This is a genomic window from Streptomyces musisoli, from assembly GCF_016741855.1.
GTDB lineage: Bacteria > Actinomycetota > Actinomycetes > Streptomycetales > Streptomycetaceae > Streptomyces > Streptomyces musisoli.
The window spans coordinates 271,916-291,875 of record NZ_JAERRH010000004.1 but is presented as its reverse complement, the minus strand read 5'-3'; the positions used below and the strand labels follow the sequence as shown (position 1 = coordinate 291,875).

Annotated in this window: 12 protein-coding genes and 2 pseudogenes; 4 read left to right on the top strand and 10 right to left on the bottom strand. The window is 74.1% G+C overall.

The genetic code is table 11. The features are described 5' to 3' along the window. Window positions 1-9: 9 nt before the first annotated feature. Both JK361_RS13970 and JK361_RS13965 read right to left on the bottom strand, forming a co-directional pair. Entirely contained in the window at window positions 10-1,041 is a 1,032-nt protein-coding gene (locus JK361_RS13970; RefSeq protein ID WP_201816941.1) for a serine/threonine-protein kinase, read from the bottom strand. A 1-nt stretch (window position 1,042) separates the two neighbouring features. Further along, window positions 1,043-1,514 (bottom strand): annotated as a pseudogene (locus tag JK361_RS13965) (MBL fold metallo-hydrolase); the annotation flags it as partial. Here JK361_RS13965 and JK361_RS42945 point away from each other — a divergent pair. Further along, a pseudogene (locus JK361_RS42945) lies at window positions 1,502-1,588 on the top strand (hypothetical protein); the annotation flags it as partial. The pseudogenes JK361_RS13965 and JK361_RS42945 overlap by 13 nt on opposite strands. Window positions 1,589-1,624: 36 nt before the next feature. Continuing rightward, the gene (locus JK361_RS13960) at window positions 1,625-2,008 is read left to right on the top strand and encodes a helix-turn-helix transcriptional regulator (RefSeq protein ID WP_504739905.1); all 384 of its coding nucleotides are present in this window, start codon (window positions 1,625-1,627) and stop codon (window positions 2,006-2,008) included. Here JK361_RS13960 and JK361_RS13955 read toward each other — a convergent pair. From JK361_RS13955 to JK361_RS13930, 6 genes are all read right to left on the bottom strand, one after another. Continuing rightward, a complete protein-coding gene (locus JK361_RS13955; RefSeq protein ID WP_201816938.1) occupies window positions 1,953-3,746 on the bottom strand; it encodes a serine/threonine-protein kinase in 1,794 nt (597 codons plus the stop codon). The genes JK361_RS13960 and JK361_RS13955 overlap by 56 nt on opposite strands. A 53-nt stretch (window positions 3,747-3,799) precedes the next feature. After that, the gene (locus tag JK361_RS13950; RefSeq protein WP_201816937.1) at window positions 3,800-5,512 is read right to left on the bottom strand and encodes a serine/threonine-protein kinase; all 1,713 of its coding nucleotides are present in this window, start codon (window positions 5,510-5,512) and stop codon (window positions 3,800-3,802) included. 223 nt (window positions 5,513-5,735) lie between these two features. Continuing rightward, window positions 5,736-7,421, bottom strand: a complete 1,686-nt coding sequence (locus JK361_RS13945; protein ID WP_201816932.1) for a serine/threonine-protein kinase — start codon at window positions 7,419-7,421, stop codon at window positions 5,736-5,738. A 161-nt stretch (window positions 7,422-7,582) separates the two neighbouring features. Further along, entirely contained in the window at window positions 7,583-10,234 is a 2,652-nt protein-coding gene (locus tag JK361_RS13940) for a serine/threonine kinase C-terminal domain-containing protein (RefSeq protein WP_201816929.1), read from the bottom strand. A gap of 163 nt (window positions 10,235-10,397) precedes the next feature. After that, window positions 10,398-12,476 carry a serine/threonine-protein kinase gene (locus JK361_RS13935; RefSeq protein ID WP_201816923.1) on the bottom strand — a complete coding sequence of 693 codons (2,079 nt, stop codon included), beginning with the start codon at window positions 12,474-12,476 and terminating at the stop codon, window positions 10,398-10,400. 613 nt (window positions 12,477-13,089) lie between these two features. Continuing rightward, on the bottom strand, window positions 13,090-14,796 hold the full coding sequence (locus JK361_RS13930; protein ID WP_201816921.1) for a glycerol-3-phosphate dehydrogenase/oxidase: 1,707 nt from the start codon (window positions 14,794-14,796) through the stop codon (window positions 13,090-13,092). A 280-nt stretch (window positions 14,797-15,076) separates the two neighbouring features. On the opposite strand from JK361_RS13930, the gene JK361_RS13925 reads away from it, so the two are divergent. Together JK361_RS13925 and JK361_RS13920 are read left to right on the top strand one after the other, a co-directional pair. Beyond that, window positions 15,077-16,285 (top strand): nucleotide sugar dehydrogenase, encoded by a 1,209-nt coding sequence (locus tag JK361_RS13925; RefSeq protein ID WP_201816918.1) that lies wholly within the window; start codon window positions 15,077-15,079, stop codon window positions 16,283-16,285. Window positions 16,286-16,470: 185 nt separating this feature from the next. Further along, complete coding sequence (locus JK361_RS13920; RefSeq protein ID WP_201816914.1) at window positions 16,471-17,025, top strand: hypothetical protein; 555 nt, start codon at window positions 16,471-16,473, stop codon at window positions 17,023-17,025. A 65-nt stretch (window positions 17,026-17,090) separates the two neighbouring features. On the opposite strand, the gene JK361_RS13915 is transcribed toward JK361_RS13920, so the two are convergent. Further along, window positions 17,091-18,215 (bottom strand): GuaB3 family IMP dehydrogenase-related protein, encoded by a 1,125-nt coding sequence (locus JK361_RS13915; protein WP_201816911.1) that lies wholly within the window; start codon window positions 18,213-18,215, stop codon window positions 17,091-17,093. 116 nt (window positions 18,216-18,331) lie between these two features. Further along, window positions 18,332-19,840 (bottom strand): IMP dehydrogenase, encoded by a 1,509-nt coding sequence (gene guaB, locus JK361_RS13910; protein WP_201816908.1) that lies wholly within the window; start codon window positions 19,838-19,840, stop codon window positions 18,332-18,334. Between the last annotated feature and the right edge of the window lie 120 nt (window positions 19,841-19,960).

The following is a 19,960-nucleotide window of genomic DNA, read 5'->3' as shown; positions in this document are numbered from 1 at the left end:
GGGTGGCGATCAGTCGGCTCCGGGTTTTTTCGCGAGCAGCAGGCCGAGAGCGCCGAGCGGGTTGCGACGGCGGGTGCCGGGGACGGGGAGCGGCCCCGCCACCGGCCGGGCCGCCGACTCCGGCTTCGGCTCCGGCTCCGGCTCCGGCTCCGGCAAGGCATCCGGCTCCGGCTCCGGCTCCGCGGCCGGCCGTGCCACCGAGTCCGAGTCCGGCTGCGGCTCCGGTCCCGCCGCCCCGGCCCCCGGCTCCCCCGGTTGCGTCGTCCCCGTGGGCGTGTCCGGCGCCGGGGTGAGGCCGAGGTAGTCGCCGAGTACGGCGGTGACCTCGTGCGGGCCGGGCCGGGCCGCCGGCTCTTCGGCGTTCAGCCGGTCCAGCAGCGGGCCCAGCGGACCCAGCGAGCCGGGGTCCGCGTCGCCCACGGCGGCGCGCAGCAGCGCTCCCAGGGACCACAGGTCGGAGGCCGGTCCGGCGCCGGGGCCCGCCGCCCGCTCCGGGGCGACGAAACCGGCGGGCGCGTCCTCCGTGTGCCCGTCGCCGATGCCGAAGTCGGTCAGGACGACGCGCCCGGTGCCGGACTCCAGCAGCACGTTGGCCGGCTTGACGTCCCGGTGCACGATCCCGACGGCGTGCGCGGCACACAGCGCGCCGAGCACGGCGAGCCCGATGCGCGCGGCCTCGGCGGCCGGGAGCGGCCCGCGCCGCAGCACCTCGCGCAGGGACTCGCCCGCCACCAGCTCCATCACGATCCACGGGACCCCGGCCTCGGTGACGACGTCGTGCACCGTCACGGCCGAGGGGTGCCGCACCCGGGTGGCGGCCCGGGCCTCGTGGTGCAGCCGGTGCGCGATCCGCCGGCTCTCCTCGTCGGTGGCCGGATCACCGGGCAGCAGCGGCTCCTTGACGGCGACCGGTCGTCCCTGCCCCTGTTCGTCCCGCGCTCGCCACACGGTCCCCGTCGGCCCGGCCCCGAGGCGTCCGGCCAGCCGGTAGCGGCCGCCGATCAGACGTGCGTCGGGCGGGAGTTCGCCGTCTTCGGTCATGTCACATGAGTACCGCGCGCCCCACGCCGTTGTCGAAGCGGGGCGGTCGGGCGGCCCACCGGTGCAGGCTGAACCCGTGCGGCGCCCTGCGTACCTCCACCGCCCCGGCCCCGCCGAAGTGGGCCCGGCACCACCAACGCCCGCTCCTGCGCCGCCCGTTCCAGCACGCGCTCGCGGGTCCGGGCCGCCTGTGCCGGGTCGAGGCAGAAGCAGCTGCTGCACTCGGGCCGCAGGATCTGCACCGGACTGTGCAGCAGGTCGCCGACGAACACCGCCCGTTCACCGCCGGACTCGACCCGCAGCACCCCGGAGCCGGGGGTGTGCCCGGGCGCCGCCTCCAGGACGAGGTGTTCGTCTATCCGGTACGCGTCCTCCCACAGCACCGTCTGTCCGGCCCGGTGCACAGGCGCGACGCCGTCCTCGTAGACCAGCCGGTCCATCGGCTGGGCGCCGCCCCCGTCTGCCCCACCGGGCCGGCGGCCATCCTGAACTGCGGGCGGCCGTCGACCTGCCGGCGCGCGAGCCGGCGGAACGCCGGGCGGGCGGCTGCCTCGTCCTGCCGAGCCTGCTGGACCTGCTGCTGGTGTACCTGGTCCAGGCCTGGACGGCGGAGGCGGGGGCGGGCGCCTGGCCTGCGGCGCTGAGCGACCCGGTGACGGCGGCCGCGCTGCGCGCCCTGCACGCCGATCCGGCGGCCCCCTGGACGGCCGCCCGCCTGGCCGCCGAGGCGGGCGTGTCCCGGGCCACGCTGGCCCGGCGGTTCACCGCGCTGGTCGGCCGCCCGCCGATGGCCTACCTGACCTGGTGGCGGCTGACCCTCGCGGCGACCCGGCTGCGCGCCACGGACGCACCGCTCGCGGCGGTGGCGCGGGAGACGGGGTACGGCAGCCCGTACGCCCTCTCGCACGCCTTCAGCCGGGAGTTCGGGACCACCCCGGGCCGCTACCGGGGTCAAAGGGCTTCGTGATCTCCAGGTTCGCAATCGCCGCCTTCGCCACCTCCCGGCCGCGGGCGGTGAAGTCGCCCTTGCCCGGGTAGCCGACCGCCAGTTCGTACATGTCCCCGGACGTGGTGCGGTAGTAGAAGATCCGCAGTTCGCGGGGGCGGGCGGGCGAGTCGTCCGACGGATAGACGACCGTGTTCCCGGCGGCCTGCCGGCCCTGGAACGTGGCGTCCGCGTCCGGGACCGTCCTCGTGGCCTCGCCCATGCCCAGGTCGTAGTCACCCTGGGTCTTGAACTTCTCGTTGTCGTCGTACATCTGGGCCCGCGCGCTGGACTTGATCCGGTCCAGGGAGTCCTCCGAGCGGCGTTCCAGGTGCAGACGGATCCAGATGCCGCCGCTCCAGTCCGCGTACGTCACCCAGCTCTTGTCGCCGGCGTCCTTGTCCGGCCGGACGGCCTGGTAGCCCGCGGGGACGGCCAGGGTGACGCCGAGGCCGCTCTCCGGCCGCTTCGCCCAGCCGTCGGGCAGCCGGCCCCCGGAGGAGCCGGGGAGCACGAAGTACGCGGCGACGGCCGCCGCGACCGCCGCCGCGCCGGCACCGAGCCAGGCGAGCCGGCGCGGGCGGCGGGAGCGGGTGGCGGCCGGGACGGGACCGGGCGGGAGGGGCACCGTGGGCGCGGGGGGCGGCGGGGGGCTCGCCGCCTCCCGCAGCAGGCCGCGGACCCGGTCCGCCGCCGGGCGGTGCGCGGGGTCCTTGTGCAGCAGCCCGTTGATGACCTCGGCCAGCGGGCCGGACGCGGACGCGGGCGGTGCCGGGGTGGCGTTGAGGACGGACTGGAGGGTGGCCGGCGTGTTGCTGCGGCGGAACGGCGACACGCCCTCCGTGGCCGTGTACAGCACCACGCCCAGCGACCACAGGTCGCTCGCCGGGCCGGGCCGCTGCCCGAGCACCCGCTCCGGCGCGATGTACTCGGGCGAGCCGACGAAGCCGCCGGTGTCCGTGAGCCGGGTGTCGCCCTCGATCTGGGCGATCCCGAAGTCCGTGAGGACCACCCGGTCGTGCCGGCCCAGCAGGATGTTGTCGGGCTTGACGTCCCGGTGCAGCACGCCCGCGGCGTGCGCCGCCTCCAGCGCGCCGAGGACCTGCAGACCGATCCGGGCCGCCTCCCGCGCGTCCAGCGTGCCGTCCTGAAGCACGCTGCCGAGCGTGCGGCCGTGCACCAGCTCCATCACGATCCACGGCCGGCCGTCGACGACCGCGACGTCGTGCACGTTCACCACCGCGGGGTGGTCGAGGCGGGCCGCCGCGCGGGCCTCGCGGCGCATGCGTTCGAAGGCGTTGGCCCGTTCACGCTCGGGAAGGTGGTCCGGCAGGCGGGGTTCCTTGACGGCGACCTCACGGTCCACCGTCTCGTCCTCGGCCCGCCAGACGGTGCCCATGCCGCCGTGCCCCAGCTTGCCGAGCAGACGGTAGCGGCCCGCGACGAGCCGGCCGGTGCCCGGGTCCCCGGCGTGACCGGCCTGGGCCGGTGCCGCGGCCGGCACCGCGGGGGCGGGGACCGGGGCCGGCGCCGCGGGGACCGACGCCGGTGCGGCGGGGGCGGGGACCGGGGGCCGTGCGGCCGGGCCCGGCACCGCGTGGGGCTCGGCGACCGGAGCCGTCCGGGGCTCCGTGCCCGGAGCCGGCCGCGGCCTCGGCGGTTGCAGAACAAAACTCGTCGTGTCGTCGGCCCCGTGGCCGACTCCCCCGTCACTGCTCATGCGTCATCTCTACCTCTCCCACGGCGCCCGGTCCAACAGGGAGAGCGAACCGGTCACACACCCGTGACCGAGAACGTGTCGACCGCCACGTCGAAGTACTCCCGCGCCTCCCGCACCTTCCCCACCGGCGCCGACACCCAGACGTCGTACAGCAGCCCGCCCTCCTCCCAGCACAGGTCGTAGGTGTGGCGGGGGCCCTCCGCCGTGCTGAAGCCGTCCCAGCTGAACTCCCACAGCGCGGCCTCGTGTCCGTGGTGCGTGGCCCGGGTGACCCGGCCGTCGTGATAGCCGGGGTTGGTGGAGGGGCCGCCCGCGGCCGAGCGTTCCATCACTCCCTGCGGGCCGCCCAGTTGCGGCTCGGAGACCTTGACGCCCAGGCGGAAGGTCCGGCCCGGCGAGAAGTAGAAGACGCGCTCGCCCTCGAGGCTGCGGGTGAAGTCCTCGGGCACGGCCAGGGAGAAGCCGGCCGGGTCCTGGGCCGTGCGGTAGCCGGAGGGCGCGGTGTGCGAGCCGGCGGTCGGGCGGGGCGCGCCGGAGGTGGGCACGGGCGCCGAGCGTGTTCCGGTCGGTGCCGGGGACGGGTTCGTACCCGCGGTACCCGTGGGCCCCGTTCCGGTCCGGGTGGCCGGGGACGTCGCCGTACCGCCCGGGGTGCCGCCGTCCCCGTGCCGGTGCAGCAGCATCGCCGCGGCCGACACGCCCGCGCCGGCCAGCGCGGCGACGAGCAGCGCCGCCACCAGCACCCCGCGCGGGGACGTCCGGGCCGGGGACGGCTGCGCCGGGGTGGGCGGCACGGGTCCGCCGCGGGGCAGGTCCGGCTGGGTCGGCGCGTACGGCTCCGGGGCCTTCTGCGTCCGGCCGGTGCCGATCCGGTGGATGCGTCCGCCGCCGTGCGGTGCCCCCGTGGCCTGGCCGGCCGGTGCGGCCGGTGTCCGGCCGGTCTCCAGATACGTCCGCAGCATCCGCTCGGCGTCCACCGCGCCCAACCGCCGGTCGGGATCGCGCTCCAGCAGCCCGCGGACGACGGGCAGCAGCGGCTCGGCCTGCGCCGGCGGGCGGATGTCGTCGGCGACGACGGCGTGCAGGATGCCGCCGAGGGAGTCGCGCCGGAACGGCGACTCGCCGCTGAGCGCCGTGCACAGCAGCGCGCCCAGCGACCACAGGTCGGACTCGGGGCCGGTGCGCAGCCCGGACATCCGCTCCGGCGCGGTGTATTCGGGCGAGCCGACGAAGGACCCGGTCTCGGTGAGCGTGGTGGCGCCCGCGACCTGGGCGATACCGAAGTCGGTGAGGACGACCCGGTCGGTGCCGGACTCGATCAGGACGTTCGCCGGCTTGATGTCCCGGTGCAGTACGCCCGCCTCGTGCGCGGTGTGCAGCGCGCTCAGCAGGGCGATGCCGACCCGCGCGGCCTCGGCGGCGTCGACCGGTCCGTCCCGGGCGATCCGGTCGGCGAGCGAACCGCCGTCGATCAACTCCATCACCAGGTACGGCCGTTCGTCCTGTTCCACCACGTCGTGCACGACGATGATGTGCGGGTGCCGCAGCTGGCAGACCGCGCGGGCCTCACGGAACGTACGGTCACGGCGGCGGCGCGCGTCGTCGTCCGGGAGCGAGTCGTCCGGAAGGAGTTCTTTGACCGCCACCTGCCGGCCCAGCACCTGGTCGCTCGCCCGCCACACGACGCCCATGCCGCCGCGCCCGACGCGTTCCTCCAGGCGGTAACGGCCCGCGATCAGCCGGAAGCCGGCTCCCTCGGTCCCCATGCGCCCATCATGCCGCACCGGGCCCATCCGCTCCGGGGCGCCGATCAGCCAAGCCGGGCAGCGCCCCGAACGACGGACGCCGCCCCCCGGAAAGGAGGCGGCGGGCACAGAGGGTCGCAGACGGTGCGCCGCCTGTCCGGGGCCGGTCAGCAGTGCCCCGAACTGCCGTGTCCCGGGCGGAAGTCACCCCGGACCCGGCCGTGCTCACCGGTGCCGTCGTCGCTCACCGCGGCTGCTGCCAGCTCTGGAGGACCCACTTGAACTGCTTGCTCGTCTTCGCCCAGTCCTGCCCGGGTGACGACATGTAGATCGCGTACTCGGCGCCGTCCCGCGAGAAATACGTCTCCTCGACGGCGTGGCGCGGCCCGGCGACATAGGGCGGGTCCTTGGCCAGAGCCGTCCAGGTGTACTCCCACAGCGAGCCCTTGCAGTCGCGGTAGGTGTTCTCCTCCATGGTCACCCGCTTGTAGTCGACCAGTCCCTGGAGCTGCTGCTCGAGGTCCTCCTGGTGCGACTTGGCGTCCGCGAAGTCCGGTGACGTGTCGATGGCGATGCGGACGAAGTGCTTACCGCCGTCAGGCGTGTAGTCGACCTGCCGGAGGGCACCCTGGACGCCGACGACCTTCCGCGACCAGCCCTTGGGCAGGCGGATGCTGAAGCCCCACTCGTCGTCGTAGCGCTGCCACGAATCGGGGACCGTGCCCTCGGGGCCCGGCGCGGAACTGCCGCTCGCGGAAGGCGACGTGAGGGCCGGGCCCGCCGTCCCGCCCGTACTGTCGGTCTGCTCCCAGGCACCCCACTGCTGGAAGGCCGCCGCCGCGCCACCGCCGAGCACGGCCGCGGCGGCGACGACGAGCGCGAGCGTGCGCAGCCGTCGCCGGCGCCGGGGCCGGGCCGGTGCCGGGCCGCCCACCGGGCCCGGAGGCATGGGCGCCACGGCCGTCGGCCCGGTCCCGGGACGGCCCGTGCTCGACGGGACCTGGGGGGCGGTGCCGCCGGTCGGGTAACCGGTCGTGCCGTAGCCCGAGTTGCCCGTCGGATGCGGCTGCCCGCCCGAGCCCTGGGTGGGGATGAACGCCTGCGCGCTGCTCGGCCGGCGGCCTTCCGCCGCCTCGGCGAGCATCTGCTCCGCCTCCCCCGCGCCCGGCCGCTGGGCCGGATCCTTGCGCAGCAGGGCGGAGATGACCGGTCCGAGCGGGCCGGCGTGGCGCGGCTCGTTCACGGTCTCCTCGACGATGGCCTGCATGGTGCTCAGCGGCGAGGTGCGCCGGAACGGCGAGCGCCCCTCGACCGCCGTGTACAGCGTGGCGCCGAGCGCCCACAGGTCGGAGGCCGGGCCGGGGTCGTGGCCGCGCACCCGTTCGGGGGCCAGGTAGTCGACGGAGCCGACGACCTCTCCGGTGCGGGTGATGGTCGTGTCGCCCTCGATCTGGGCGATGCCGAAGTCGGTGAGCAGTACCCGGCGGTCCGTGCCGAGCAGCACGTTGCCGGGCTTGACGTCCCGGTGCAGCACACCGGCGGAGTGCGCGGCGCCCAGCGCCCGCAGCACCCACAGTCCGATCCGCGCGGCCTCCTCGGGTTCGACACGGCCGCGCTCCTTGACCGCGTCGGCCAGCGAGTTGCCCTCGACCAGCTCCATCACGATCCACGGGCGGCCGTCGTGTTCCAGGACGTCGTGCACGGTGACGACGGCGGAGTGGTTGATGCGCGCGGCGGCCCGCGCCTCGGCGCGGGTGCGGGCGAGCAGGACGGCCTGATCGCTGTCGGAGACGTAGAGCGCGGCGGTCAGCTCCTTGATGGCGACCTTCCGGTGCAACACCTCGTCGTGGGCGCGCCACACCCGGCCCATGCCGCCGCTGCCGATGGATTCGGCGAGCCGGTAGCGGCCTGCTATGAGCAGGCCCTGCATCTGATTCACGTTGCCCCGCAATGCTCTTGACAGGGTCAGACTAAGGACCGGCCCTCATGCAGGGAACCAGCGGGGTGCGAAGGAAACCGCACTGTGACGATGGTCATTTCCCCGCGAGAGAGGGAACCGGCCCGCCCGCCCCGTCCCCGAATACACGCTGCTCAACCGGTGTAGCGATACGTCGCGGTGGCCTGCTCGTACAACCGTGTCACCTCGTCCCGCTCGGCCTCCGGGCCGCGCACCTGGACGACGTGGTAGCGGCCGTCCAGCAGCAGCGCCATGTTCCGTACGAAAAGGTCTCTTCCCTGCCCGTCGGTCCAGGTGAACTGCCCCTCGGCCATGGTCCGGCCGCCCACCTCGATGGTCCGCAGGCCGGTCGCCGTGGCCCAGCTGGAGTCGCGGTACGGCTGGAGTTCCGGTTCCTTGTCCCGCTGGTAGACCATCGGATCGCTGCCGTAGGCGGACGTTCCGTCCCGGCCCGGTACGACGATCAGCTCGAAGTTCCCGTGTGCGTAGGCGACCTGGCCGCTGCCGTTCTTCGGGGTGCGCTCCCAGCCCTCGGCCACGGCGACCCGGAAGCCGTCCGGGTCCTTCCGGAGGGTGAACCCGTCGGGGACGGAGGGGTCCCCGCCCGTCTGGGTCTCGGTCGCGGGCGCGGAGGCGCCGCCGTCCGGAGCGCTCTGTGCGGCGGAGGGCTGCCGGGTGTGCGCGGGCGCGGGTCCGGTCTGTCCGGCGCTGCCGGTACGGTCCTCGCCCGCGGCGCCCTTCCCCTGCTGCTTCGGCATGAAGAGCATCGCGTACGCGATCACGCCGGCCAGCAGGAGCAGGATCAGCAGGAGCAGGGTGCGGCCGAGGCTGCGCGGCGAACGGGCCTGCTCCCGGCCCCGCTTGTGCCGGCCGTGCGGATGGGCCGCGGGCAGTCCGGCACGCCGGCGGCGCACCAGCTCGCCGCGGCGCCGGATGATCGGCAGCCGGTTCGGGTCGGCGGGCGGCACGGGGACGACATGGCTGCCGGCGTCCGGTTCGGGGGCGGACCGCACCAGGGAACGCAGCCAGCCGCTCAGCTCCTCGACGTCCGGCCGCTCGATGGGGTCCTGGCGCAGCAGGGACTCCACCACCGGCCGCAGCGGGCCGCACTCCTCGGCGAAGGCGGGCGGCTCGGCGCACACCAGCTGCACCAGCTCGGCCGTGGACTCCTCCGGGTACGGGGCGTGGCCCTGTACGGCCCGGAACAGCAGCGCGCCGAGCGCCCACAGGTCGGTGGCGGGGCCGATCGGCGCCGCCAGCTGCCAGTTCTCGTGCACGGGCCCGGCCTGCTCCGGCGCCCACCGCTCGGTCACCGGTCCCACCACGGTCATCCGCACCTGCCGCGCCCGCTCCGCGGCGAGCGCGGTGCCGGGTCCGCGGCGCACGGCACCCGGCTCGTCCCACCGGCCGCCCGGCTGGGCGGGGAGCGCGGCGGGGGCGAGTTCGTCGCGGGCCGGGGCGGCACCCGGCCGGCCGGGTCCGGCCGCCGGCCGGATCTGCCGGCTGCCCGTGTCCTCCGGTGCCCGGCCGTACCCCTGGCCCGGCACCTGTCCGGGCAGGGCCGGCCGTGGCACACCGCCGCCGAGGGCCGGGGGCGGGCCGCCGGTCCCGGCGCGCGGTGCGGCGCCGTGCCAGGGGGCGCCGCGGACCCCGTACGGGTCGGCTATCCGGCCGGGCGGCGCCCCGGCGCCCGCGTCGGCGGGGTACGACGGCAGGGCGGCGGTGTCGGCCCGGCCGGATGCGGTGTCCTCGGCGGGCGGGCGGGCGCCGGGCAGCACGGGGCGCTCGCTCTCACGGGCCTCGTGCACCCGGGCGGCGGCACGCGCGCCCGCGCGGTACGCGGCGATGGCACCCGCCCGGGCGGCCCGGACGTCGGCACCGGTCTCCAGGGCCGGCTGACCCACGGCGCCGGACCTCCCGTTCGCGCCCGGAGCCGGCAGTGCTCCGGCCGCCCGCGCCTGGATGGCGGCTCGGCGCGCGGCCTCGGGGTCGACGTCCGCGAGCGGGCCGCCGGTCCCCTCCGGCACGGCGCCCGCACGGCCGCCGGAACCCGCAAAGGGCCCGGCTCCCGGGCCCGGACCACGGCCCGGGCGTCCGCCCTCACCGGGTTCCGCCGGCCCCGGCCGACCGCCGGGCGGCTCCTCCGCGTCCTCGCCCGGGCCCTCGGGGGCCGGCACCGGGTCGTACCCGCACAGTGCCTCCTCCGCCGCGCCGGCCGCGAGGCCGGTCAGCATCACCCGGCCGTCGTCGCAGACCAGGACCGTGCGGACGGTGATGTTGCGGTGCACCCAGCCGTGCGCATGCAGCACGCGAAGCGCCATGAGCACGTCGGAGGCGACCTCGGCCGCCCGGTACGGCGACAGCGGCTGCCCGGTGAGCAGGGCGGCCAGCGGACGCGCGGCCACCAGCTCGCTGACGATCCACAGGGACCCGCCCTCGGCGAACACGTCGAAGACCTGGTCAAGGCGTGGGTGGTCGGGGATACGGGCCGCCGCCTGCGCGGCCTCGACGGCGCGCCGCACCGCCGGATCGGCGGGCTGCCGGGTGGCGGTCCTGCCTCCCGGCGCCCGGCGGGACGTGCGCTCGCGTGCGGTGAACCCCTCGGGCAGCCCCTCGGCGTCGAGCACCTCGGCCTCGACGACCTCGGGCAACGGCACCTGCCGGACGAGGACTTCCTGGCCGCTGTAGGTGTCGAAGGCGCGGGTCTCGGTGAATTCGTACTCGTCGGAGGGCGGCAGCGGCAGGCGGTAGCGGTCGGCGAGCACCCGACCCGCGTAGTCGTCCACTTTGCCTCCCCCGGCCGCCCGGTTGGTCAGATCCGTTCGCCTCACGACCCGTTTCGCACACGCATGCGGCTGCGTACGGTCCGCGATCCTTCACGATACGTGCCGGAGGCAACCCGCACGGAGAGGATGACGGATTCTCACGCACCAAACCGGTGCACGGCGCCTACGACTTCGGCTCGAAGGATTTCGTCAGCGTCTTCCAGGTGTCCTCGCGCAGGTCGCCGTGCCAGTCGGCGGCCCGCGCGGTGTACATCAGCGCGTAACCGAGGTGGTCGTTCACCACGAATCCCCGGTCGATCGTGCGGTACTTGGTGCCCTCATCGGTGTAGGTGAACTCCCAGTCGGCGGTGTTCCAGCCGCGGTAGCCCACCTGCTCGATGCGGATCTTGTGGTACTGCTCGCGCACCATGTACCGCTCCTGGCTGTTCCAGTCCGCCACCGGGTCGTCCTTGGGCGTGCCGGTCCAGGCGACGAGCAGCTTCTGGCCGCGGGGTCCGGTGTAGCGGTCGCCGGCCTCCACGGATTTCTGGTACTTCCACCCCTTGGGCAGCCCTATCGAATAACCCTGATCACCCTTGCGGGTGTTCTCGACCGGCGCGCTCCCGCCGTCCTTCGAACCGGTGGAACCGTCGTCGGCGGAGTCGGCGGAGTCGTCGGAACCGTCGGCGGACCCGCTCGGGTCGGCGTCCGCCGACGACCCCGAAGCGGCGTCGGCCGACGTCGAGGCAGCGCCGTCCGTACGTGCCCCGGTGTCCGTGCCGGCACCCTTGCCCTTGTCCTGTTTGGTGGACGCACTGGAGCTGGCCGCGGCCTTGGCCCCGCTGTTCTTGCCGTCCTTGTCGTCATCGCCGTTCAGGACGATGGCCAGCACGGTACCGAGCACCGCGAGGACGACCACCACGGCGATGATCACCAGCGTCCGCCGGGGCACCACATCGGTCAGCGGCGCCCTCGGCACCGGCCGCGGCGGCAGGTCCAGGTCCGGCGGCGGCACCACGGGCCAGCCCGAAGGCGACTTGTCCGCGCCCGAGTTCGGCGCACCGGTGGCTCCCGGCACCGTGCCCCCGGGGCGCACGGCGGATCCGGCACCGGACCCGCCCGTGGCTCCCGGCCGCGCGGCACCGGTGGGACCGGGCCGCGTCGCAGCGGGGCCGGCGCCCTGGGCGCCCGTCGTGCCGCCCGCGCCCCGCGCGGCCGGCACGCTCCCGCTCTTCCCCCGCGCCGTCGCCGCGGCCGAGGCGGCGCCGGCCGCCTTGCGCACGGAACGCAGGGCGCCGCGCAGCTTCTCGCCGGCCTCCTCGCCCCGCCTGCCCTCCGGCCCGCCGGGCTGCGCCGGCAGCGGGACCACCCGCGTGGCGTCCATCGGCTCCGGCTGGGGCGCGTTGATCACCGCGTTGAGCAGGGCCCGCGCCCCGGAGTCGTCGAGCCGCTCGGCCGGGTCCTTGGTCAGCAGGCCGTAGATGACGTCGCGCAGCGGTCCCGCGTGCTTCGGCTCCTCCAGGGGCTCGGTCATCACCGCGGTGAGCGTGGCGATCGCCGACCCCTTGTCGTAGGGCGGAGCGCCCTCGACCGCCGCGTACAGCAGACCGCCGAGCGACCACAGGTCGGCCGCGGGTCCCGGCTTGTGACCGCGGGCCCGTTCCGGGGAGATGTAGGAGGGGGCACCGACGAGCATGCCGGTGGAGGTGATGGACGGGTCGCCCTCGACCTGCGCGATACCGAAGTCGGTGAGCACGACCCGGCCGTCCTCGGCGATGAGCACGTTGGACGGCTTCACGTCCCGGTGCAGGATGCCCTCCCGGTGCGCGGAGCGCAGCACGTCGAGGACGGCGAGGCCCACCTCGGCGGCGCGCTTCGGCTCCAGCAGGCCGTCCTCGCGGATGACCTCGGCCAGGGACTTGCCCTCGACCAACTCCATGACGATCCAGGGCCGGTCGTCCTCGTCGACCACGTCGAAGACCGTGACAGCGCTGTTGTTGCGGATCCGGGCGATCGCCTTGGCCTCGCGCAGGGTGCGCGTGATCAGGCGCCGCTTCTCCTCCTCGTCGATGTTCGACGGGAACCGCAGCTCCTTGACGGCGACCGTCCGGCCCAGGGTCTCGTCCTCGGCGCGCCAGACCGTGCCCATACCGCCACGGCCCAGCACGTCTCCCAGCCGGTACCGCCCCGCGAGGAGACGCCGCTCGTTCTTGTCCTGACGAGTCTCCTGACGGGATGTCCCCGCCCGCTCCGCCTCCGACATGCGTCCCCTCATACAACCCGCCCTGACAGAGCCTCCATTGTCTCTCACCCGACAAGTACCCGACGCCCAGGGTGCCCCAGGCCCCGACCCGTCCTCCCCGCTCCGGACGCCCACTTGAAGCCGGCGTTCCGCTTATCGGGATGATGGGCCGTAAGACGGGAGGAACCGGCATGCCGACGCTTCGGACACTCCCGTCCATACCGGCGCCCCCGGCACCACCGCTCACCCCGACCGCCTCCACCACCGCTCGTCCCGACCGCCTCCCGGGACGGCCCGCCGGCCGTCGGGCACGGCCGCGGACCCGGGGAACGGCACCGGCGGACGGCGCATCACCCGGCGCCGCCCGCCGCCGAGTTCCGCACCCGCATCCGTAGAACGGCCGGGGCCGGGCCGGAGATCCCGCCAGGGGTCACTCTTTCGGGTGGGGACCGGGCCGGCCCCGGCCCCGGCTTGGCGCGAGCACGGCCGACGGGCACTCCGGCCCGGGCCGCCGGGCGGGCGGGCGCGGGGCTCGGGTGGGACGGCGGACTCGGGGGCCGGGTGAGCCGGACTCGGCAGTCGGACGGGGCGGACCGGACTCCGGGGTCAGGTGAGGCCGATTCGGTGGCCGGGGCTACAGCGGCACGATGTCCGGGGCGCCGAGCCGGGCCGCGTCCGCCGTCTGGTCGTCCGGCTGGAGCTGGGACTCGCGCTCGGCCTCCACCCGCTTCTCGTAGTGCTCGACCTCGCGCTCGATCTGGTCCTTGTCCCAGCCGAGGACGGGTGCCATCAGCTCGGCCGCCTCCCGGGCACTGCGGGTGCCCCGGTCGAAGGTCTCGATGGAGATGCGGGTGCGGCGGGTGAGGACGTCGTCCAGGTGGCGGGCGCCCTCGTGCGAGGCGGCGTACACCACCTCGGCGCGCAGATAGTCGTCGGCGGCGTGCAGCGGCTCGCCGAGCGCGGGGTCGGCGGCGATGAGGTCCAGGACCTCCTCGGCCAGGGAGCCGTACCGGTTCAGCAGGTGCTCCACGCGGACCACGTGCAGCCCGGTGCGTGCGGCGATCCGCGCTCGCGCGTTCCACAGCGCCTGGTAGCCCTCCGCGCCCAGCAGCGGGGTCTCCTCCGTCACACAGTCGGCGACGCGCATGTCGAGGCCGTGCACGGCCTCGTCGACGGCGTCCTTCGCCATCACCCGGTAGGTGGTGTACTTGCCGCCCGCCACGACCACCAGGCCCGGCGCCGGGTGGGCGACCGTGTGCTCGCGGGACAGCTTGCTGGTGGCGTCGGACTCGCCGGCCAGCAGCGGGCGCAGCCCGGCGTACACCCCCTGGACGTCGTCGCGGCCGAGCGGCACGCCCAGCACCGAGTTCACGTGTTCCAGCAGATAGTCGATGTCGGCGCTGGACGCCGCCGGGTGGGCCTTGTCGAGGTCCCAGCCGGTGTCGGTGGTGCCGATGATCCAGTGCCGTCCCCAGGGGATGACGAACAGGACGGACTTCTCGGTGCGCAGGATCAGACCGGTGGTGGAGTGGATGCGGTCCTTGGGCACGACCAGGTGAATGCCCTTGGAGGCGCGGACGTGGAACTGACCGCGCTCGCCGACCATCGCCTGTGTGTCGTCGGTCCACACCCCGGTGGCGTTGACGACCTGCTTGGCGCGGATCTCGTACTCCCCGCCGCCCTCCACGTCCTGCACCCGGGCACCGACGACCCGCTCGCCCTCGCGCAGGAAACCGGTCACGCGCGCACGGTTGGCCACCGTCGCGCCGTAGGACGCCGCGGTGCGCACCAGCGTGGCCACGAAGCGGGCGTCGTCCATCTGCGCGTCGTAGTACTGGAGGGCGCCGACCAGGGCTTCCTTCTTCAGGCAGGGGGCCACGCGCAGGGCGTGACGGCGGGTCAGGTGGCGGTGCACGGGCAGGCCCCGCCCGTGGCCGCGGGCCATGGACATCGCGTCGTACAGCGCGACGCCCGAGCCTGCGTACAGCCGCTCCCAGCCCTTGTGCTGGAGCGGGTACAGGAACGGCACCGGCTTGACCAGGTGCGGGGCGAGGCGCTCCAGCAGCAGGCCGCGCTCCTTGAGGGCCTCGCGGACCAGCGCGAAGTCGAGCATCTCCAGATAGCGCAGGCCGCCGTGGATGAGTTTGCTGGACCGGCTGGAGGTGCCGGACGCCCAGTCGCGGGCCTCGACCAGGCCGGTGGACAGTCCGCGGGTGACCGCGTCCAGCGCGGTGCCGGCCCCGACCACTCCGCCGCCGACCACCAGCACGTCCAGCTCGCGCTCCGCCATCGCCGCCAGTGCCTCGGCGCGCTGCACCGGTCCCAGAGTCGCTGTCCTCACCGCTGCCTCCCGCTGTCGCAGAATCGCTCGCGTCGGCCGCACCCGGTGGGCGAAGCCCGGTTCATCCCCTCCTCATGCCCAAATTCTGACGGGGTTGCCCGGCTTCAGCCACCACGGCCTCCCAACCTGTGGACAACTCACGCACAACCCTCGGAAGACACACAAACACAATCACACAGAACGGTCATATGTGTACCTAGTCTGACAGTGCACTCGCTCATGCTGTCCACAGCGGTTGCGCACCTGTCCCGCTTCGGCTATTGGGAAGGACGGCCCACGCATGCCCGCAGACCTCGCCGTCATCGGACTCGGCCCCTACGGCTCGCCGCTCGCCCAGGCCGCCGTCGCCGCCGGCATCTCCACCGTCGGCTATACCACCGGGCCCGAGGCGGGACCGCTCAGCCCCGCCGAACTGCGCCGAATGCACGCGGCGGGATTCCGGCCCGGCACCGACCCCGCCCAGCTCGGCCGCGTCCGTACGGCCGTGATCTGCGCGCCCACCCCGCGCGGCGCCGACGGCGGACACGACCTCGGCCAGGTCGAGGCGGCGGCCCGCACCCTGGCCGAACGGCTCCGCCCGCACACCACCGTCATCCTGGAGTCGCCCGTGCTGCCGGGCACGACGGAGGAGTTCCTGCGCCCGCTGCTGGAGAAGGGCTCGGGCCTGCGCGCCGGCCGCGACTTCCATCTCGCGTACTCCCCCAGCCGGGTCGACCCGGGCAACCGCGACCACACGCCCGCCAGCACCCCGAAGGTCATCGGCGGCCTCACCCCCGCCTGCACCGAGTCCGCCGCCGCGTTCTACGGCCGGCTCACCGACAAGGTGGTACGCGCGCGTGGCCTGCGCGAGGCGGAGACCGTACAGCTGCTGGAGACCAACTTCCGGCACGTCAACATCGCGCTCGTCAACGAGATGGCCGTCCTCTGCCACGAGCTGGGCGTGGACCTGTGGGACGTCATCCGGTGCGCGGAGACCCGGCCCTTCGGCTTCCAGGCGTTCCGGCCCGGCCCGGGGGTCGGCGGACACGGGGTCGCGCAGGACCTGACCGGGCACGCGACCCGCACCCTGCGCATGGTCGAGCTGGCCCAGCAGGTCAACAGCCGGATGCCCCGGTACGTGGTGCAGCGCGCCGCCACGCTCCTCAACGAGCACGGCAAGTCCGCGCGCGGCGCCCGCATCCTGCTCCTCGGCGTCACCTACAAGCCCGACCTCGCCGACCTCCAGGGCACGCCCGCGCAGGAGATCGCGGTCCGGCTGATGGAGTTCGGTGCCTCGGTGAGCTACCACGACCCGTACGTGGCGTCCTGGAACGTCCTGGACCGCCCGGTCCCGCGCGCGGACTCCCTCTACGAGGCCGCCGCCGACGCCGACCTGACCATCCTGCTCCAGCCGCACCGGACGTACGACTTGCAGGGGCTCTCGGTGAAGGCGCAGCTGCTGCTCGACACCCGGGGGGCCACGCCGGCGGGGGCGGCGCACCGGCTCTGAGGGGGCCCCGGGGCGCGAACGGTCACGAACGGGAAACGGTCGCACGGGAAAAGCGGTCACGGGCGGAAAACAGCCGGAGCGTTGTCGTTCCCGGCTGTTACTGTCCCCCGGACTCGCCGCACACACGTGCGTCCGGTCGTCCGTTCACGTCATCAGTCGTGCTCCACATCGGGGGGATTTCTGTCATGAGCCAGTCAGTGCCGCCGCCTCAGCAGCCGCAGTACGGTCCGACGGGCGGCAACCCGTACGCCCAGCAGGCCCCGGCCCCCGCCCCGGGAACGCCGTACCCGCCGCAGCCGGGCGCCTTCGCCCCGCCCGCACCGCCGGCCGCGCCGGTCCGGAACAACCTGGTGCTCGGCCTGCTGGCCGCGCTCGCCGCCGCCGTGGTCGTCGGCGCCCTCTACGGCGTCATCATCGGCGCCACCGAGCACGAGATCGGCTGGGCGGCCGTGGGTGTCGGCTTCGTCGTCGGTCTCGTGGCCGGCAAGGCCGGCGGCCGCAACCCCGCCCTCCCGGTCGTCGGCGCCGTCCTGGCCCTCGGCTCGGTCTACCTCGGGCAGCTGGTCGGCGAGGCGATGCTGATCGCCGATCACTTCCACGTGGGCTTCAACGAGGTCTTCTTCGAGCACCTCGACTCGGTCCAGAAGATCTGGAAGGAAGACGCCGACCCGCTCACCTTCGTCTTCTTCGCCATCGCCGCGTTCGCCGCGTTCTCCGGCGCCAAGAAGGCCGCCGCGTAAGGCCCGCCCACGCGCGAAGGGGCCCGGTCACCGCGCGGTGACCGGGCCCCTTCGCGTCGTACAGCTCAGCGGCGGTGCTGGCTGTCCGCCACCGTCACCTCGACCCGCTGGAACTCCTTGAGCTCGCTGTAGCCGGTGGTGGCCATGGCGCGGCGCAGGGCGCCGAAGAAGTTCATCGAGCCGTCCGGGGTGTGGGACGGCCCCGTCAGGATCTCCTCGATCGTGCCGACCGTGCCGAGGTCGACCTTCTGACCGCGGGGCAGCTCCTCGTTGACCGCCTCCATGCCCCAGTGGTGGCCCTTGCCGGGCGCGTCCGTGCCCCGGGCCAGCGGGGAGCCCATCATCACCGAGTCGGCACCGCAGGCGATCGCCTTGGGCAGGTCGCCGGACCAGCCGACCCCGCCGTCCGCGATCACGTGCACGTACCGGCCGCCGGACTCGTCCATGTAGTCGCGGCGGGCCGCGGCCACGTCGGCGACGGCGGTGGCCATCGGGACCTGGATGCCGAGGACGTTGCGCGTGGTGTGCGCCGCGCCGCCGCCGAAGCCCACCAGGACGCCGGCCGCGCCGGTGCGCATGAGGTGCAGGGCGGCGGTGTACGTGGCGCAGCCGCCGACGATCACCGGGACGTCCAGCTCGTAGATGAACTGCTTGAGGTTCAGCGGCTCGTGCGAGGACGAGACGTGCTCAGCGGAGACCGTCGTACCGCGGATGACGAAGATGTCCACGCCCGCGTCCACGACCGCCTTGGAGAACTGGGCGGTGCGCTGCGGGGAGAGCGCGGCGGCGGTGACCACGCCGGCGTCGCGCACCTCCTTGATGCGGGCGCCGATCAGCTCCTCCTTGATGGGAGCCGCGTAGATCTCCTGGAGGCGGCGGGTCGCCTGCTCGGCGGGCAGCCCGGCGATCTCGTCGAGCAGCGGCTGCGGGTCCTCGTGCCGCGTCCACAGGCCCTCGAGGTTGAGCACGCCGAGGCCGCCCAGCTCGCCGATGCGGATCGCGGTGGCCGGGGAGACCACGGAGTCCATGGGGGCGGCCAGGAACGGCAGCTCGAAGCGGTAGGCGTCGATCTGCCAGGCGATCGAGACCTCCTTCGGGTCCCGCGTACGGCGGCTGGGGACGACGGCGATGTCGTCGAAGGCGTACGCCCGGCGGCCGCGCTTGCCGCGCCCGATCTCGATCTCAGTCACGTTGGTGGCCTTTCCCTATGCGTTGCAGCGCCTTCCAGTATCGCCGACCGGCACGGCGAGGGCGGCCCCGGATGCCCCGGGGCCGCCCTCGCACGCCCGTCACGCGTGCGCGTGCGTCACTTCTTGCTGCTGTAGTTCGGCGCCTCGACCGTCATCTGGATGTCGTGCGGGTGGCTCTCCTTCAGACCCGCCGAGGTGATCCGCACGAAGCGGCCATTGCTCTGCAGGTCGGGGACCGTCCGGCCGCCGACGTAGAACATCGACTGGCGCAGGCCGCCGACCAGCTGGTGGACGACGGAGGACAGCGGGCCGCGGTAGGGCACCTGGCCCTCGATGCCCTCGGGGATCAGCTGCTCGTCGGAGGCGACGCCCTCCTGGAAGTAGCGGTCCTTGGAGAAGGAGCGGCGGTCGCCGCGGGTCTGCATGGCGCCGAGCGAGCCCATGCCGCGGTACGACTTGAACTGCTTGCCGTTGATGAACAGCAGCTCGCCCGGGGACTCCTCGCAGCCGGCGAGCAGCGAGCCGAGCATGACCGTGTCGGCACCCGCGACGAGCGCCTTGGCGATGTCGCCGGAGTACTGGAGACCGCCGTCGCCGATCACCGGGACACCGGCGTCCTTGGCGGCGAGCGCGGCCTCGTAGATCGCGGTGACCTGCGGGACGCCGACGCCGGCGACCACGCGGGTGGTGCAGATCGAGCCGGGGCCGACGCCGACCTTGATGCCGTCGGCGCCCGCGTCCACCAGGGACTGGGCGCCGTCGCGCGTGGCGACGTTGCCGCCGATGACGTCGACGCCGGAGGAGTTCGACTTGATCTTGGCGATCATGTCGCCGACCAGCCGGGAGTGGCCGTGCGCGGTGTCCACGACGATGAAGTCGACACCGGCCTCGATCAGGGCCTGGGCACGCTCGAAGGAGTCACCGGCCACACCGACGGCGGCACCGACCAGCAGGCGGCCCTCGGCGTCCTTGGCGGCGTTCGGGTACTTCTCCGCCTTGACGAAGTCCTTGACCGTGATCAGACCCTTGAGGACGCCGCCGTCGTCCACCAGGGGCAGCTTCTCGATCTTGTGCTTGCGCAGCAGCTCCATGGCCTCGGGGCCGGAGATGCCCACCTTGCCGGTGACCAGCGGCATAGAGGTCATGACCTCGTGCACCCGGCGGCTGCGGTCGCTCTCGAAGGCCATGTCACGGTTGGTGACGATGCCGAGGAGCTTCTTGTCGCCGTCGGTCACCGGGACGCCGCTGATGCGGAACCTGGCGCACAGCGCGTCGGCCTCGGCGAGCGTGGCGTCCGGGTGGATGGTGATCGGGTCGGTCACCATGCCGGACTCGGAGCGCTTCACCAGGTCGACCTGGTTGGCCTGGTCCTCGATGGAGAGGTTGCGGTGCAGGACGCCGACGCCGCCCTGGCGGGCCATCGCGATCGCCATGCGGGACTCGGTCACCTTGTCCATGGCGGCGGACAGCAGCGGGATGTTGACCCGCACGTTCTTGGAGACGTACGAGGCGGTGTCGATCTCGTCGGGCGCCATGTCCGACGCGCCCGGCAGCAGCAGCACGTCGTCGTAGGTCAGCCCGAGTGTCGCGAATTTTCCGGGCACTCCGTCGACGTTGGCAGTCATGACACCTTCCCCAAATGGCCTTGATCGGTGCGGATGTCCATGCTAACGGGAAGCATCGCTAGCAAATTCCACGGTACGGGGTTGCTTCAGGCTTCGTATGTTCGTACGGAAACCTCGGCG